The sequence below is a fragment of the Blautia luti genome (genome assembly GCF_013304735.1).
Lineage (GTDB): Bacteria > Bacillota > Clostridia > Lachnospirales > Lachnospiraceae > Blautia_A.
Window position 1 is genome coordinate 21984 of record NZ_JAAITI010000032.1, and the last position, 17895, is coordinate 39878.

Annotated in this window: 13 protein-coding genes and 1 rRNA gene; 2 read left to right on the forward strand and 12 right to left on the reverse strand. The window is 43.4% G+C overall.

Features of this window, described 5'->3' with window-relative positions:
- Together G5B06_RS14410 and G5B06_RS14415 are read right to left on the reverse strand one after the other, a co-directional pair.
- Entirely contained in the window at nucleotides 1-1179 is a 1179-nt protein-coding gene (locus G5B06_RS14410) for a glycoside hydrolase family 5 protein (RefSeq protein ID WP_173772345.1), read from the reverse strand.
- Between the two features lie 18 nt (nucleotides 1180-1197).
- A complete protein-coding gene (locus tag G5B06_RS14415; RefSeq protein WP_173772347.1) occupies nucleotides 1198-2568 on the reverse strand; it encodes an MFS transporter in 1371 nt (456 codons plus the stop codon).
- Nucleotides 2569-2716: 148 nt separating this feature from the next.
- On the opposite strand from G5B06_RS14415, the gene G5B06_RS14420 reads away from it, so the two are divergent.
- Complete coding sequence (locus G5B06_RS14420; protein WP_148448079.1) at nucleotides 2717-3565, forward strand: AraC family transcriptional regulator; 849 nt, start codon at nucleotides 2717-2719, stop codon at nucleotides 3563-3565.
- 60 nt (nucleotides 3566-3625) lie between these two features.
- On the opposite strand, the gene G5B06_RS14425 is transcribed toward G5B06_RS14420, so the two are convergent.
- From G5B06_RS14425 to G5B06_RS14450, 6 genes are all read right to left on the reverse strand, one after another.
- Nucleotides 3626-5026: a glycoside hydrolase family 1 protein gene (locus G5B06_RS14425; protein WP_334292277.1), complete on the reverse strand. Its 1401-nt coding sequence runs from the start codon at nucleotides 5024-5026 to the stop codon at nucleotides 3626-3628.
- A gap of 26 nt (nucleotides 5027-5052) precedes the next feature.
- Nucleotides 5053-6999, reverse strand: a complete 1947-nt coding sequence (locus G5B06_RS14430) for an FAD-dependent oxidoreductase (RefSeq protein WP_173762775.1) — start codon at nucleotides 6997-6999, stop codon at nucleotides 5053-5055.
- 12 nt (nucleotides 7000-7011) lie between these two features.
- Nucleotides 7012-8001, reverse strand: coding sequence for an ROK family protein (locus G5B06_RS14435; protein ID WP_173772351.1), 990 nt, complete (start codon nucleotides 7999-8001; stop codon nucleotides 7012-7014).
- Entirely contained in the window at nucleotides 7998-8867 is an 870-nt protein-coding gene (locus G5B06_RS14440; protein WP_173772352.1) for an MBL fold metallo-hydrolase, read from the reverse strand. Before G5B06_RS14440 ends, G5B06_RS14435 begins: the two co-directional genes overlap by 4 nt.
- 1 nt (nucleotide 8868) lies before the next feature.
- Complete coding sequence (locus G5B06_RS14445; RefSeq protein ID WP_173772355.1) at nucleotides 8869-11667, reverse strand: alpha-L-rhamnosidase; 2799 nt, start codon at nucleotides 11665-11667, stop codon at nucleotides 8869-8871.
- 138 nt (nucleotides 11668-11805) lie between these two features.
- A complete protein-coding gene (locus tag G5B06_RS14450) occupies nucleotides 11806-13227 on the reverse strand; it encodes an MFS transporter (protein ID WP_173762779.1) in 1422 nt (473 codons plus the stop codon).
- Nucleotides 13228-13464: 237 nt separating this feature from the next.
- Here G5B06_RS14450 and G5B06_RS14455 point away from each other — a divergent pair, with 237 nt between their 5' ends.
- On the forward strand, nucleotides 13465-14505 hold the full coding sequence (locus tag G5B06_RS14455) for an AraC family transcriptional regulator (RefSeq protein ID WP_148448067.1): 1041 nt from the start codon (nucleotides 13465-13467) through the stop codon (nucleotides 14503-14505).
- A 154-nt stretch (nucleotides 14506-14659) separates the two neighbouring features.
- Here the strand turns inward: G5B06_RS14455 and G5B06_RS14460 are convergent, their stop codons facing one another.
- From G5B06_RS14460 to G5B06_RS18800, 4 genes are all read right to left on the reverse strand, one after another.
- Nucleotides 14660-15943 carry a cytidylate kinase family protein gene (locus G5B06_RS14460; RefSeq protein ID WP_173772357.1) on the reverse strand — a complete coding sequence of 428 codons (1284 nt, stop codon included), beginning with the start codon at nucleotides 15941-15943 and terminating at the stop codon, nucleotides 14660-14662.
- Nucleotides 15944-16037: 94 nt separating this feature from the next.
- On the reverse strand, nucleotides 16038-16460 hold the full coding sequence (locus tag G5B06_RS14465; protein WP_148448063.1) for a MarR family winged helix-turn-helix transcriptional regulator: 423 nt from the start codon (nucleotides 16458-16460) through the stop codon (nucleotides 16038-16040).
- A 275-nt stretch (nucleotides 16461-16735) separates the two neighbouring features.
- On the reverse strand, nucleotides 16736-17347 hold the full coding sequence (locus G5B06_RS14470; protein WP_148448061.1) for an ECF transporter S component: 612 nt from the start codon (nucleotides 17345-17347) through the stop codon (nucleotides 16736-16738).
- A 454-nt stretch (nucleotides 17348-17801) separates the two neighbouring features.
- A 23S ribosomal RNA gene (locus G5B06_RS18800) occupies nucleotides 17802-17895 on the reverse strand; the annotation flags it as partial.

Below are 17895 nucleotides of genomic sequence, written 5' to 3' on the forward strand. Positions count from 1 at the left end.
TTAACATCCTCCTTTATCAGCCGGAAACCAGCCAAAGTCATAACATCTTCCCAGATCCCAGCTGTCCCATCCGATCCATCCGGGAGTATTTACCGTATCAGTCAGAAGCTTGTAGCTCCAGTAATAATAACCGCTGCCTTTCTCCCAGAGTTCCAGCTGTGCCTTTGCAAGGGCTTCATAGATTTCTTTTTTCTTCTCCGATGAAAAGCTTTCCTGCCGGCTCCCTTCCACTCCGTTGAGCACGCTCTGGCCGCCTTTTGTGTCACAGCCGCAGGCAAGGGAGTTAAACAGACACCACTCGCCGCAGATCACCGGGAAATATTTTTCCATCTCTGTGATCTGTGGTTCCAGTTCTTCTCTGATATATTTCAGATAGCCTTCAATAGTCTGGCTGCATCCTCTGGCCTCCGCAACCATGAGATACTGATGGGTATCCAGGATCACATTGGAATATTTCTCTTCCTGCATGAAATCTTTCCATTCCATCAGTTCAAAGCCATCGTGGATCACAACGTACTTATCTTTTGGCATATAGGCACTGATACGGTCGTAGGCATCCAGATAAAACTGTCTCAGGAATTTCATTGTGATCGGTGCGGAGCCTTTTGCCATCTCCTGATCTGCCGGAGCATAACGGTTCTGGATATCCATGGTTTCCCACATATTTTCTGTGATGGGCTCATTTAACGGCTGGATTCCAAACAGGCCTTTTCTGTTTCCATATCTCTTTGCAAGACGTTCCAGAACGCTTAATGCAAACTCTACTTCATCAGGATTCTGTGCCCATTTGCACACACCGCTGATGCCTCCGTTGTCAAAACCGTTCTGGCTTAAGGGTACTGTATGAAGATCAATGAGAATGGTAAGTCCGTATTTTTCCGCCCAGTTAAAGGCCTTATCCAGTTCTTCGATGCAGCCGATAAATGGTTTCCGGTCGCCGAAGATAAAGTATGGCACCGGAATCCGGACAGACTCCATTCCCATGCTTTTTATGGTTACAAAATCACGCTCTGTAATGTATTCTGAACGATGGATCTTTATTCTTGCCTCATATGCCTCCGGGGAAAGCTGTGTGGGAAGATAATATTCATCCTCTGCGGTGGTTCCCTCAAATAATGCCGGACTCATCCATTTTTCCAGCACCAGCCAGTTTCCAAGATTAACGCCTTTGATGTTCACTCTCTCTGATCTCCTTTTCTATTTCTGTGCACGTGCCTTCAGATCTGCGATGATTCCATCGAATTCTTTATCCAGATGATAGAATTTCATGATCACAAGGCCGCAGGCATAAACAAGGATCGGAATCCATACGAAGCATACTTTGATGGACGTCAGTGCAGATTCTGTCTGTACTGCTGCTGTTCCAACATATCCGCCGATCTCAAGGATCAGACCAAGAAGTGCGGAACCGATTCCGTTACCGATCTTGTATCCGAAGCTGCAGGCACTGTTTACAAGTCCCTCTGTACGGCAGCCTGTTTTCCACTCACCATAATCAATGGTATCGGAAACCATAGCCCACATGGTAGCACCGCCGCAGGCATTACCGATTCCACGGATCACACTGGAAACCACGATGATCGCCATGGAACCGCCGGAAAAATTCAGTACCAGCATTCCCACAATATCCAGAACAAGACCAAGTGCAAATACATTTCTTTTTCCGAATTTTTTTACCAGCATGGAAATGAAGAACATGCCGCAAATCTGTACGATGTTAAAGATTCCGTTGATGGTACTTACCAGATTTTTATCGCCCAGGATATCTTTTGCATAGTATACCGTTGCTCCTCCGTTGACAGAATACATCAGGAAGAAAAGGGCAAGCATTCCTGTCATCATGATCCAGTATTTGTTCTTAAAAAGTGCTTTGATTCCTGTTACAAACGGTACATCTTCTGTCTGTACTTCACCTTCATTTTCTGCTGCCCGTACACGCTCTTTTGTTCCAAAGAAGGTACATAAAAATGCGGCGATCGCTACGAAACCGAATACTACGAATGTTTTTGTCCATGCTGCTGCATTGTTTCCGAAATATTCTACAAGCGGAAGTGTGAAGGTATTGATGGTCAGTGTTCCGGCTGTTGCCAGAAGATTACGGAAAATACTTAAAACAGATCTCTCATAGGGATCCTGTGTCATCAGCGCATTCAGTGCGGAATATGGCACGTTGATGGCTGTGTAGATCACTGTGGAAACAAGGTTGTATGTAATGAATACATATACAAGTTTCGGCGTGGAAGCCCAGGATGCAGGAACAGAAAACAGAAGAATTCCAGACACTGCAAAGGGAATACACATACGTAAGATCCAAGGCCTTGCTTTACCATATTTTGATCTTGTTCTGTCTACGATCACACCCATGATGATATCACTGACACCGTCAAAGATCCTGGAGACCATCATAATGGTTCCAACTGCCATTGCGCTTACATTCGCATAGTCTGTGTAGTAAAACAGAAGGAATGCAGACATCGCCGTGTAGATGATGTTACAGCCAAAATCACCACATCCATAAGAAAAACGCTCAAATATTTTTCCAAAGGTCAATTTACTCTTTTGATTCATATTTTTTTACCTCTCCCTGTTTTTTCTTTCGCTTTTCCATGGCCATGGAGCTTTGTTTTATGGTATTATACTATCATAATGATTCTGCACAGATTAGGTCAGAAAAGCTCTAATATATAGGTCGATATTCTCTTTTTAAGGAGGTTATATGGATAAAAACGGAATTTCCTATGAGATCATAGATTACTCAGGTATCACAAATGTCAAATTTTATACGTCCACAGATAATGGAAGCTACATTCCTTTCCACTGGCACCGGGCTGTTGAGATCATTTATATACAGGAGGGCGAACTGGATGTTATCGTGGAATCTTCCAGTCATACCCTCCACCCCGGAGATTGTATCCTGATCAATGCCAACATCATCCATTCCACAAAATGTACCGTTCCAAATAAAGCTATCGTTCTTCAGATTCCGCTGGATTTTATGGAAAAATATATTCCCAATGTCCAGCAGCTGGTATTTTTCTGGGACTATCAGACCAAAGATCCTGTTAAAAAGACAAAGATTGAAATGCTGAAAACCACCCTGGAACAGCTGCAGATCATTGATGATATCCGGCCGGATGGATTTATCCTGCGCTTTAACAGCCTGATCTTTGAACTTCTGTTCCAGCTGTACCACAATTTCCGTGTAAAAGTTTTTCAAAGTGATTTAAGCCAGCAGAAAAAAGATCTGGATCGGCTGAACCTTGTACTGAATTATATTTCTGAAAATTATAAGAGGCCCATTTCCCTGGATGAGATCGCAGGTGTCGCTTATCTCCAGACCGGATATTTCTGTCGTTTTTTTAAGAAAAAGATGGGGGTTACGTTTCTGGAATATCAGAATGAATACAGACTTTCTTTCATTTACAAAGATCTGATCAACACAAAAGCCCCCGTGCATGTGATCCTGGAACGCCACGGCTTCACCAATTATAAGCTGTTCCGCCGGATGTTCCAGGAACACTTCGGGTGCACACCTACGAAGGTACGGGAGAATATGAAGAAATAAATTTTCTTAAATATCAAAACTTCCGGGAGCTGGACAACATACTCCCGGAAGTTTTATTATCTATAGTTCCTGTCCATTGGTCTCAATCACATGCTTATACCAGTAGAAACTCTTTTTCTTATAACGCTTCATAGTTCCGCTTCCGTCATCGTTGCGGTCCACGTAGATGAATCCGTAACGTTTGCGAAGCTCTGCCGTGGATGCGCTGACAAGGTCGATGCATCCCCAGGTGGTGTATCCCATCAGATCCACGCCATCCATGACAGCCTCTTCCATCTGGCGGATGTGATCTCTGAGATAAGCGATGCGGTAATCGTCTTCTACGGTCATCTCGCCATCTGCACCCTGAATCAGCTGATCAAACGCACCAAGACCATTCTCCACGATAAACAGTGGTTTCTGGTAGCGGTCCCAGAGTGTGTTCAGAATATAGCGAAGTCCCTTCGGATCGATCTGCCAGCCCCAGTCGCTGGCTTTCAGATACGGGTTTGGCACACCGCCCAGAAGATTTCCCTCTCCCCGGACATTTTTTTCCGGATCTGCTGTGGCACAGACACTGACATAATAACTGAAGGAAACAAAGTCTACGGTGTTTTTCAGGATTTCCATATCCTCATCCGTCACAGAAATGCTGATGCCGTTTTCCCGCATATAACGTTTCGCATATCCCGGATAGCAGCCGCGGACATGGACATCTGCGAACATCATGTTCTTGTGATCCTGTTCCATGGCAGCAAGAACATCCGAGGGATCAGGTGTCAGCGGATATACCGGCATACTTAAGATCATACAGCCGATCTTGAAATCCGGATTGATCTCATGACCGATCTTGGTCGCCCAGGCGCTGGCTACAAGCTCATGGTGAACTGCCTGGTAAAGATCACTCTGGGAAAATTTTTCTTTCGGCGTATTGATCCCGCCGCTCATAAATGGAGATTCCAGGATGGAGTTGATCTCATTAAATGTGAGCCAGTATTTTACCTTATCTTTATAACGGTTGAAAACTGTAGTCACATACCGTTTATAAAATCCGATGAGATCACGGTTTACCCAGCCGTCATAATGCTCTGCAAGATAAAGCGGAGTCTCATAATGAGATAAGGTTACCAGGGGCTCGATCCCGTATTTTCTGCACTCGTCAAACAGATCATCATAGAACTTAAGGCCTGCCTCATTGGGAGTTTCCTCATCCCCCTTCGGGAATATCCTGCTCCAGGCAATGGAAGTACGGAATACCTTAAATCCCATCTCTGCAAACAGCTTGATATCTTCTTTGTAATGGTGGTAAAAATCAATTCCTACCAGCTTCATATTGTCTTCTGTGGGTGCTTCCGTCCTCGGGCCTTTGATCCCGTGAGGAAGGACATCCTGGATGGAAAGTCCTTTGCCGTCCTCGTTGTATGCACCTTCACACTGATTGGCAGCTACTGCGCCGCCCCATAAAAAATTCTTGGGAAACATTTTTTTCATTCCTTTCCTTCCGGACATCAGATATCCAGCGCTGCGTGATAACCCCAGTATACTGCATTGGTGATGGTGGAAACTCTGCTTACATCACCGATCACAGCCACGTATGGCGCACAGTCACGAAGCTCATCCACAATGTCGGTTCTGGATCTCTGACCCAGGGCACAGATAATGGTGTTTCCAGGAACCAGAACTTTTTTGCCCTCTTTATCCTCACACCATACGCCTTCTTCGGTTACCTCGAGGCCCTTGTATCCTGTATAAACTTCTGCGTATTTGTCAATCTCTTTCAGAAGAAGCGGTCTGTGTCTTACATTGGCATCCGGTGCAAGAACATCTCTCATCTCCACAATGCGGACTTTCTTTCCTTCCATTCCGAGGTGGATGGCACACTCGCATCCTGCAAGGCCGCCGCCAAAGACAACTACCTCATCTCCTACTTTTTCTTTCTCTTTATAGTAGTTGTTTACGATTACCACATTTTCTCCGTTCAGTCCCGGGATTGGAGGTACCAGCGGTCTGGAACCTGCCGCGATGATCAGTGCATCTGCGTTTTCCTTTTCCGCATACTCTTTTGTCACCGGTGTGGATGTACGGATCTCCACGCCTGCTTTTCTTGCAAGAAGCTCGTAAGTTCCTGCAAGCTCATACATCTCATGCTTAAATGGAAGGGCCTGCTCGCTTTTCAGGATTCCGCCCACAGTATCCTCTTTTTCACAGAGGATGACCTGATGTCCTCTTCTTGCCGCTGTGTAAGCTGCATACAGACCTCCCGGGCCGCCGCCTGCTACCAGGACTTTTTTCCTAACAGGTGCCAGCTGTACTTCATCCCCTTCCATCTCACGTCCGATCAGCGGATTGACGGTACATCTTCTTGTGGAAGTTGCCGCTCTTTCTGCCATGCAGGTAAAGCATCTTAAACACTTTACGATCTCCTCGTCTCTGTTTTCCATGACCTTTCTCGGAAGGAAGGGATCTGCAAGAAGTGCTCTTGCCATGTAAACAATATCGGCTTTTCCTTCTGCAATGATCTGTTCCATCTGTGCAGGATCATTCAGGCCACCGATGGTTGCAACCGGAATGGACACATGTTTCTTGATCTCAGCCGCAAGGTAAACGTTGCAGCCATGCTCCTTAAACATGGATGGATGGGTGTCACCAAAACCTCTCTGATAAGTTCCTGCAGAAACATGAAGAAGATCGATATACGGCTCCAGAACTTTTGCGATCTCCACACCGTCTTCCAGTGTGTAGCCGCCTTCAAAAAGTTCAGAACCGCTCATACGGAACTCGATGGGGAATCCAGGTCCCACACCTTCACGGACTGCCTTCAGAACCTCCACTGCAAAACGACAGCGGTTTTCAAGGCTTCCGCCATACTCATCGATACGCTTGTTAAAATACGGAGAAAGAAACTGGTTGATCAGCCAGCCATGTCCGCCGTGGACCATGATCATCTCAAAACCTGCTCTTTTTGCCAGGGACGCGGTCTCTTTATAGGAAGCTACGATCTCGTCGATCAGCTCTTTTGTGAGGGCTTTTACCTCCACGCCATCCGGACGGACAGTATCAGACGGGCCCCACTGGTTCATGGATTTCTGTCTGGATTTATCTGTCATATAAGTTCCTGCATACATTCCGGAATGGGAAAGTTCAATGCTCGGGATGGCACCGTGACGGCGGATGGCGTCTGCAGTATAAGTTGCGGATGCCAGGGAATTCAGGATGGATGTGTCCAGATGATAGGCATGGGAGCCATCGGTTTTCGGATGTACCATACACTCGCTGACTGTTACGGCACCTGCACCGCCTTTTCCTCTCAGTTCATAAAAGGCTGTAGATTTCGGGCCGATACATCCATCGTTTGTAATATCTGTTCCGCCCATCGGAGCAGAAAACATACGGTTTCGAAATGTTACACGTCCAATCTGGATCGGTTTGCATAAGTTTGGATATTTTCGGATCATAATTACCTCCTGTTATTCTGTAAGGAGAGCTCTCAAATATTCGCCCTCTCTTCTGTTTTCAAGCAGTTCCATGAGTTCATTTACTTTTTCAAGACTGATCTTTTTCTCTCTTGCTTTCATATGTACATAAACAGCACCGATCAGGTTTGCGTCATTGTAAAAACGGCAGCTTGTCACCTCCGGGACCGGAAGTGTCCAGGGATACATGCCGTTGATCTTTGCAAGTTCTTCACGGATCAGCTGAAGAAGCAAAGGCTGTTCACTGATCCCGCCGCCTACTGCGATTTTTTCCGGATCGAACATGTACTGGCAGTTGTGGATGTGGATAGCCAGTTTTTTGGCATGGTTCCGGATTCCTGCCAGAGCTTTGTCATTACCCTGGTTTGCAAGGGAGAACGCTTTTTCCCCGTTTAATTCTTCTACAGGTATGCCGGTTTCTACGGATACACTGTTAAGCAGTGCCTGGGCACCGGCTGTTTCTGCAAGACTGTTGGACATTTTGTAGTCATCCTTGCTGTCTGTGATCACATAGTTGAATTCCCCTGCCATGAAATTTTTGCCACTTACGATCTCACGGTTAACGATCACGGCACCGCCTACTGCTGTTCCGCAGACAACAACGATAGCATTCTGGCAGTCCTTTAAAGATCCCTGCCAGATTTCGGCCAAGGCTGCACATTTGGCATCGTTTTCCACAGTTACCGGAATCCCGACTTTTTTCTCCAGAATCTCTACGATATTTACATTGCTGATGCAGAAAAGACTTCCGCCGGTGTACATAAAGCCTTTTTTGGAATCAATGATCCCCGGCATGCTTAAGGCAATTCCTTCAATCTCATACTGCCCTTTGATTCTGTCACAGATATCTGTCAGAGACTGGATAAATATTTCCAGAGAATCCTGTTTTGTGGGGGTTTTGTCTTTTTCCAGGATGGAACAGTTCTCAGTGATCACTGCATATTTGATAAATGTTCCTCCTACATCAATCGCCAAGTAATTCATGGTGTCACCTCTTTTTTGCGGATTTTTTCTTTGCTGTAGATGATGTTTCCTTCGCCGCCGTCCAGACGGTTGAAATATTCATTGGCTTTTTTTGCAACAAAGGCCTGCTGCCCCATAAAGTTAAAGGGAACATCATCTGCCTGATCTTTCATGATCGTATCGCAGACTTCGATCACACTGTGGATCATATCTTTGGAAGCCCAGATCACATGATGGCAGAGACAGGTTGTGTCAAAACGCCCCTCCAGCCTGTTCTGGATCTGAAGCAGATTTTCCCTGTATTCTTCCACTGTAAGGGAATTCTCATCAAAAAGGAATGTTGCATTATTGCAGGCATCTCCAAGGATCAGGATCTTTTCTTCCGGAATCAACATGACCATGGTTCCTGGAGTGTGCCCCGGGAGGGCATAGGTTTCCACGGAAATCCCTCCCAGGTCAAATCTGTCACCATCTTTCAGATTTTTAAAAGTCATCGGTGCAGGCGGCAGAAAGGTCTCTTCCAGTCCTTCCGGCATCTGGCCGCCAAGTCCTGCCAGTACATATCCTTTTCTGTTTTCTATGGAATTCATCCCCAGATAAACTTGGGTATCTGCATGGTTCATGTAGATCTCACATTCTTTTTTTCCATCGTTCCCGGTGAATTCCGGAGCTCCCATTGCATGATCCACGTGACCATGGGTAAGAAGTACTGTAAGAGGTTTCTCCGTAAGTTTTTCCACAAAATCCCGAAGGTTTCCGGCTCCCACACAGGTATCAATCAGCAGGGAGCGTTCCGATCCGTTTACCAGATACATGATCTCACCGGTGAGACTCAGGATTGCTGTGACTCTGTCGTTTACTTTTTCTGCTCTGTAAAAATCGGCCATTTTATTCTTCCTCCATATCAAGAAGTTTGGATAACTCTGTTCGAAGATTATCCACGATTTCTCTGGTAAATCCCATATAAAACAGTTTTTCCAGACTCTGGATACTCTCGTAAAAATAATCCTGATTTCCGGTAGAAAGGAAATACATCAGCATTGGAGATACTCTCTCGATCACTTTCATAGCCTCCGGATCATGCATCATATCCTTAAACATGGTTTTGTTATTATAGCGCTGGCGAAGATCTTCTGTGGGACAATATTCATAGTGATAATTTCCGGCTTCCACTTCCATCACTTCCCCTTCATAGAACGGAAGTCCGATCACTGCACTGCATCCAAATGGAACCTGGATATCTACTGTTACTTTTCCGTTCTTCAGGATTTCCCAGTTTACTTTGTATTCGCCATATGCAGAGTCATAAGTCATATGCATATATTTCAGTTTTCCGTTCATCAACGGTGTGATCAGAGCTTTTTTAAAGCCAGGCTCCAGGGCTTTTAAGCCAGCCACATCTCTGTAGAGATATTCTACAACAGAGCCATAAGAATAATGGTTCAGGGAGTTCATCATCGTACCGCTTAAATGCCCGTCATCCAGAACGGAATTCCATCTTTCCCAGATTGTTGTTGCTCCAAGATTGATGCAGTGCATCCATCCCGGATAATCTTCCTGAAGAAGGAAATAAAAAGCGTCTTCCTCGAATCCGTTTTCGGCGAGAACCCTGCAAAGGATCGGTGCCCCTGTAAATCCGCCCTTTAATTTGTAGCAGTCTTTGTAAAATCTTGCTTTCAGTCCTGCCACAACAGCTTCTTTTTCTCTGTAGATCCCGGAATATAAAGCTACAATATATCCAGTCTGGGAATCAATTGCCAGACGTCCCGTTTCTGTAAAATATTCCCGGATGATCGCTTCTCTGATCTTCTGATAGAGGTCATCATAATAACGCTTATCCTCTTCATAGCCGAGAATTTCTGCTGCTTTTGCAGTCTTCTGCACAGACATTGCATAGTAGTTGGAGCCAATATAATAGGCATCTGTTCCACCTTCCATGCTCTGCTCGGTTCTTCCGTCAAGTGCAAGCCAGTCACCCAGCTGATTTCCGAAATCATAAAGATATTTCTGTCCTCTTGCCTGGTCTTCCCTGGTGATCTTATCCACCCAGTCCTTCATCATCGGATAACTGGATCTCAGCATTTCTGTATTTCCTGAATGTTCATAAACCACCATTGGAAGGAATGTGGCAATGTCTCCCCATACACTGGAAAAGATCGGTCCGTTTGGATCAAGTACCGGAATCACTCCCGGAAGGATTCCATCGTATTTTACCTGCTCATTTCGAAGGTCGTGGATGAATTTCTGATAAAAAGCTGTAGTGTCCATATTAAAACTTGCTGTTCCGGCAAATACCTGAGCATCCCCGGTCCAGCCAAGTCGTTCATCCCTCTGTGGGCAGTCTGTAGGAAAGTCCACAAAATTTGATTTCTGTCCCCAAAGTGCATTGAGGAACAGTCTGTTTACTCCCTTATGGCCTGTTTCCACATATCCGGTCCTATTCATCTTTGAGTAAACTGCTTTTCCTGTAAAATCTTCTGCATTTACTTCTCCCGGCCATCCTGTCACACGCACATAACGGAATCCAAAATATGTAAAAGAAGGACGTACCAGCTCCTCCCTGCCATCAGATACATATACAAACTGAGATTTTGCAGCACGGTAATTTTCATTATAAAAATTGCCATCCTGGAGAATTTCGCCATGATCAAATATAATTCTGGTTCCTTTTGTCAGGTGATTTTTAAATGTTACATATCCGGCAAAATTCTGTCCGAAATCCAGGACTGTTTCTCCTGCCGGTGTATGGATCACTTCTTTTACCGGCATATCTTCCATTTCCATTACAGGAAGGCTGTATCTGGCAACCAGTTTTCCTTCTGCCGCTGTAAGAACTGCCGGTCTTGCCTGATTTTCTTTTTCTTCCCATAACAGATGGTTAATGATCTCGCCGTCATAAATTCCATCATCTTCCACATCAGAACCAATATAGTTCCAGGTTTCATCTGTTCCGATCACCTGAATTTCGCCATCTTCATAGATCAGCCGAAGTTCTGCGATCAGTTTAAAGGTATCACCAAAATTATTACTCTGACTGTTCAGTCCGAATTTTCCCTTATACCAGCCATTTCCCAGCGATACGGCCAGCTGGTTTTCTGCTGTTTTCTGCATTTCTGTATGGTTATCAATATTTTTAATATCTTCTGTAACATCAAATGTAAGGTACTGTTCTTCATCGTGATAATTGCTGTAATAAGGAGTCAGAACTTCTTCTCCGACTTTTTTTCCGTTTAATTTTGCCTCAAAAAGTCCAAGACCGCAAATATAAAGTCTGGCTGAAGCAGTTTTTTTCTTTACTTCAAAGTTTTTTATAAAGAGAGGATGAAAAGTATCTTCTTTTTCTGTTGTGATCCATTTTCCCATCCATGGATCATCCATCTTTCCGGTTTCAAAATATGCAGGTTCTGAAACAGCTGTTTCTCCTTTATCGTTTGTGACGGTTACTTTTACATAATATCTTGTATATGCACTCCTGGTAAACTCCAGTTTTTCTGCCGCGCTGTTAAGATCTTTTCCTTCTTTTTCCCAGAGAATCTCTGAAAAATCTTCTTTCAAAGATACTTCTATTTTTGCATTCTGCTGTCTTCTGGCAGATGTCTCACGAACTTTCCATGATACACATACGGTCTCAAAGTCAAATCCCACCGGATTTTCCATGCCATTGATTCTTATATTTGCAACTTTCATATATTTATATTTCTCCTCTTACTCTGGAATATCCACGATCACAACTTCAGAAACGCCCCCAAAGACTAGAATGTATGTCTAATTTTCGGAGGCGCAAGCAGTTTTCTCTGCTTTTTCTCAGTTATTTATTTATCAGCTTTATTCAGCTGCTTCCATTTTCTTTAAATCTCTCTCGCAATGATACAGGATTACCATCAGTACAAAGATAGCGATTACCATGATAAATGGCAGCCAGTTGTACAGGAAGTTAATTGCTGTGGAAACACTTTCCGGCTGTGCGATGCCCTGTGCATCCAGAGATCCGTCATAGCCTGCACCATTGAGAACCCAGCCAAATACAGCTGTTCCAAGTCCGAGACCGATCTTCTGTGCTGCAGAAACACCGGCATTTCCAAGGCCAACGGTATCAATTCCTGTTTTCTTTGTTCCGTATGTAATGGTATCTGCAACCATTCCAAGTGCCATACCGCCGGCCATCCCAACGCCGCAACCTTTCAGTACATTGAAGATGATCATTACGATCGTGCTGGAACCGCCGAAAACAGCGAATCCAAGGAATCCAAGTCCCATAACTACCATTCCAGCTTCATAAACAGCTGTTTTTCCAAACTTTTTCATAAATGCAGGTGTTACAAACATGACTGCAAACTGTGCAATGGAAATGGAGTTGGATACCCAGCTGTACTGTCCCATATCATAGAGAACGTACTGACAATAATATACATTTCCCATTGCATACATGATGATTACGAAAAATACTACAAAACTTGCAACTGTTACGATCACCCAGTATTTGTTCTTAAAAAGTGCTTTTACAGTTTCCCATGTGCCTGCTTCTCTGCCTGCACTTGCTGATTTCTGAGTATCTTCCTCTGCGCTTTCAGCAGAATGTATTCTCTCTTTTGTTGAGAAAACACTGAAGAAAGTAATTACGATCATTGCGATGCAGTAGATTAACATTGTGATCGTAAATGCTCTCTGTGTATAAATGGTTTCTGTACTGCTTGTAAAGATTCCAAGTAAGGTAACAAATGTTGAGTTTACAACTACATTTCCAAGTGTCTGGAAAATCTGCTGGATATTTCCAAGAAATCCTCTCTCATAAGGATTTGCTGTCATCAATGAGATCATGGAATAATACGGTACCAGCATTCCTGTAAGGCATACAGCATTTACAATGTTATACATCAGGAAAATATATACATACTGTGCCATTTCCGGGAAGTTCTGCGGTACAAAAAACAACAGCATCGTGGTGATTCCAAATGGAATACACATTCGTAACAGCCAGGAACGGCCTTTTCCAAGTTTTGACTTTGTACGGTCTACCATACGTCCTACGATCACATCTGAGATTCCGTCAAAGATTTTGGATACTGCAAAAATTGTGGCAATGATACCTGCGTTCAGTCCTACTGTACTGGTAAAATAAATCGTCAGAAAAGAACCAATGATACCATTGATCATATTAAAGGCAAATCCGCCTGTTCCGTAACCGATACGTTCGCTCCATGCCAGGCTGGCATTGGGATCGTTGTGTTTACTTGCCAAACTAAACATATCTCTTTCTCCTTTTCCCTTTTTCTTTTGATGGGTTTTCTGCATCTTCCGTGTTTTCTGCTCTTATAAAATTACTTTTATTTATCACCTTCTGTCATTCTTGTGTTTTCCTGTTGATAGTGATATTATCAGAAATAAGGGAACAGGATAACGTCTTTAAACGACATATAGTTTATCCTTTTCGGACATATATGTGTTTCCTGTTGAAGCTTGTCGACAAGTAATTTAGGTGATTTTATGAAAGAATACAAAAGTTTAACAGAACTGATTCCTGAAATGGAACCTGATGAAATATTTTATAAACGGATTTTTCTGGAATATCCGGAGGCTCATCTGGACCAGGCACATACAGTGGAAGAAATAGAAAAACTCTGTCCGGAAGCATCTTCCCATGCAGCAGCCGGTTTTACTTATCATCCGGGAAATGCTCTGGATGAAACCATTCTTCCTTCTGATGAAGATACGATCATTTTCCGCCACAACCGATATTCTCCTGCGTTTTTACATTCTCACACTTTTTTTGAGATGATCTATGTGCTTCGTGGAACCTGTGAAAATATATTTACTTCTCATACGATTTCCATGCAGGCTGGTGATATCTGTATTGTGGCACCTTCCATCATCCATGCTTTAAGTGCATTTAGCGATGACTGCGTGATCTATAATTTTCTGATAAAGAGCCAGACTTTTGAAGCTGTATTCTTAAATTCGCTTCCTAAATATGGTACTTTACATGATTTTTTCAGCCGTGCACTTTATTCTCCCGGTTCTCAGTTTTATCTGTATTTTAAATCCGGAAAGGACCCACAGCTTGTAAATTTATTCAAAAAAATCCTGAAGGAATACCGGGCGCAAAAACGGTACAGTCCTTCTATGATAAACGCTCTGCTTGAAATCTTCTTTATCTGTCTTCTCAGAAACCATGAGAAAAACATGATCGTACCAAACCCGGCAGGAAAGAAGCAGGAAAAAAATATTATTTTTATACTAAAATATATTGAACTTCATTACGCAACGCTCACCCTTCCGGAGCTGGCTTCTTTTTTTAATTACAGCGAACGGCAGCTGACCCGAATCCTGAAAAACTATACAGGACAGACTTTTTCCTCTCTTATCCAGAATATCCGCCTGTCCAGAGCGGCGGAGCTGTTAAAACAGCCGGACCGTTCCGTCACTGCTGTTATGGAAGAAATCGGTTATTCCAACATTACACACTTCTACAAAATATTTGAGAAAAAGTTCCATATGACGCCTGCGGAGTACCGGAATACCTTATAAAACCTGTATGTGTTTCTATATGTAAGAAAAGAAAAAGCCTTATAATATTACTGTAAATGATAGGTCTGATATGTCCTAAAATCTGACTTTTTAAATTGCCAGTCTTTGAGTAACTATACTATTTACAGCAAATATAATAAGGCTTTCTATGTTTTTACAGTTTCATAGCACCGCGGATGCAGCTCTCAATATACTCTTCACCCAGATCTGTATTCAGGCTGAGATCAAAATTTCCTGCTGCGCCCCACATACGGCGTGTGTAATAACGGTAGTTGTCTGCGCGGAGTTTTTCGTTTTTCTGGACAACAGCTCTTGCTTCTTTCTCGGAGATGTTCTGTCTCCTTGCTACTCTTTTGATCCTACTTTCCAGTGGCGCGGAGAAGAATACTTTCAGGCAGTTTGCGGAATTTCTGAGAACGTAATCTGCACAGCGGCCTACGATGACGCAACTGCCTTTTTCCGAAAGATCACGTACGACCTGACATTCTGCTTCAAAAATCTTGTCCTTCGGTGCTTCGTCCTGCATATCTGTGTTCAGATACATCTGATTGACCAGATCGTAGAGAAGGCTGTTTGTCATGATCTCCTCATTTTTCTTAATGAATTCCGGTGTGTAGCCTGTGGTTCCTGCTGTCATCTGGATGATCTCTGCATCATAGAAATCGTAGCCCAGCTTTTCTGCGAGTGCCTTGCCCATATCGTGGCCACCGCTTCCAAACTGCCTTCCAATGGCGATGACATTTTTTCCATAAGTTCCTGCTGTCTGCTCGTTTGCTTCGCTCTCGTTTTCCACAGATGCTGTTTCCAGGAAGATCATGTCTTTCAGGAATGCAAGTTTCTTTCCGATGAGTCTGGCAATAAAGCCTACCAGAAGGGCTGCGATAACCGTACCTTCTCTCACGCCGTCCAGTCTTCCTGCGAATACGAAGGAAAGTACTGCAGCGATCACTGCCATGGATACGTCAAAACAGATCTTGGTTGTTCCGAAGTTTGTTTTCCATGTGAGGACAATGGCGCGGACAAAGGATTCTCCAGGAAGCATAACAACGTCTGCCAGAACTTCCATATATACACCGACACCAAGAATCAGACATCCGATGAGCAGGTATACGATCTTCATGACATACGCTTCCGGGTTGACCCAGGAAAAAAGGATCATGGTGAGATCGATAAAATATCCAAATATGATGGATACCGGAATCTGAAGGATGTGCTCCAGTTTAAAGTTCTTTCTCAGGATGATCAGCTGCAGCACGATCAAAAAAATACTGAAAAAAATGGTAAAGTTTCCAAGTGTAAATGGAAAATTCAGGCTTAACACATAGGGAATCGATGAAATCGGTGAAGTTCCCAGGTTTGCCTTGGTGATCAGACTGACTCCCAGGGAGTTTACAAACAGTCCCACCAGAAATATCAAGTATCGTTTTAGTTTCTCCATTATTTTTTGTCTCCTCCTCGTTGTACAGATTTTAATCGGATAATTATGCCTATGCAGCCATTATCCGGTTATCATAAAGCGGACCTCCGCCTGTTTATTTTATCTCAGCAAGATTTCTGTAGATCCTGTGAAATATCTCCATAAATACTTTCTGCTCTTCTTCTGAAATATTGTTTAAGGCCGTTTCTTCAATCTTTTCAAAAGTTTCTTCTACCAGCTTCTGATTTTTCTTTCCGGATTCTGTCATAAAAATATGAAAGGTACGACGGTTTCCGTTAAGCATTTTTCTCTCGATCAACCCTTTTTCTTCCATACGATTCAGGATCGATGTCAGGGATCCTGCTTCAATCAGGCATCCTGCCGCAATTTCCTTCTGGCTGGCGCCGTCGTGATCTTTCAGGTAATCCAGGACTTTGGGCTGACCCAGGGTAAGGCCTGTATCTTTCAGCTGTTCCATCAGTTTTTTCTGGACCATCATGTGGTTTGCCATGGACAGATAGTGAAAGGAATCGTTCATATATCTTTCTCCCTTTTTTAATAGTTATAATTCAAACATTTAGAATTATAACTATATTGATGGCGTATGTCAATATTATTTTTAAAATATGTTGGAATTCTGTACAAAAAAGAGAGCTTTTTTTATTTCAGTCTGCACAAAATATAGGAAAAATCGTAAGGACAAACGTATAAATAAAATGATCCTCTGCCTGCATAAAAAAACAGCGAAATGGATATTCGTTTCCATTTCACTGTTTAATGTTTTTTCTGTTAATAAGTTTGTGTTATGTTGTTTTATGCAACTTGATTCTTGTTGTTGGTAACGGTGATCAGATGGCTCTTGATCAGTACCGGACGTACTGCGTTGTAGATGATTGCTACCAGGATTACAGATACCACTGCATTGATGAAGGTTGCTGCCGCACTCATTTTTGCAAGTGCCTGTGCAAGCTCCTGAGGCTGTCCTAAAATGTACTGTTTGTAAAAATATCCTACGATAGGATCTGCTACTACGTTAAATGCCAGTCCTGCGATGGATGCGATCACGCTCCATTTGAATACATATTTCTTATCTGTACTTTCGTTGATCTTTGCAACTTTGTGTGCTACAAGACCTACGATCAGACCGATACAGAATTTCAGTACAAAAGTTTTTGGTGCTCCTGTGATGTAAACAGGGTCCATAATGTCTGCGATTCCCATTCCGATTGCTCCGGAAAGGCCTCCGTATACACCGCCCAGAAGCAGTGCTGCCAGTACACAGAATGCGTTTCCGATATGGATGGATGTTGCATCTCCGCCTGGTACTGGGATCTTGATCTGCAGGAATGTGAAGGATACGTAGCATAAAGCTGCTAATAATGCAGTTTCTGCAAGTTTGACTACTGTGTTGTTCTGTGTGTTCATAATAATTCCCCTCTCGTGTTTTGTTATTACTTTAGTGTGTGAATAATTTAGTGTATGAATGTAATAACACGGGTGTTATGGTACTGCTTGTTTGGGTGTATTACAAGGGGCAATTTTTATGTTTTTTTAGGGGACAGTTTTTTGTGGTAATAAAAAAAGCGGCTGTTTTAGCCACTTTCTTTGGTATTGTATATTCAAAACTACATACATGTTTGTTGATGGTTAATCTTTTTGAATCAAGTTTTACCTGCGTGCCGATTTGCCTTTTTTTCACGGGCTCGCAGCTAAAGCTGCATCGCCTGTTTTTTTAGGCTACTCCAGCGGTGGTCATCTCACGACTCCGTCGTTCGATGTCATTTGCTTCGCAAATGTCCAGGAATCATCATGAATGCCTCTCCACAAGCAAGCTTGTTCCGATTCATTCCTGCTGTTTCCTGCCCGCTTCCTCGGCTAGTTGGTCAAGCCCTCACCCGATTAGTAACAGTCAGCTCCATGTGTTACCACACTTCCACCTCTGCCCTATCTACCTCGTCGTCTTCAAGGGGGTT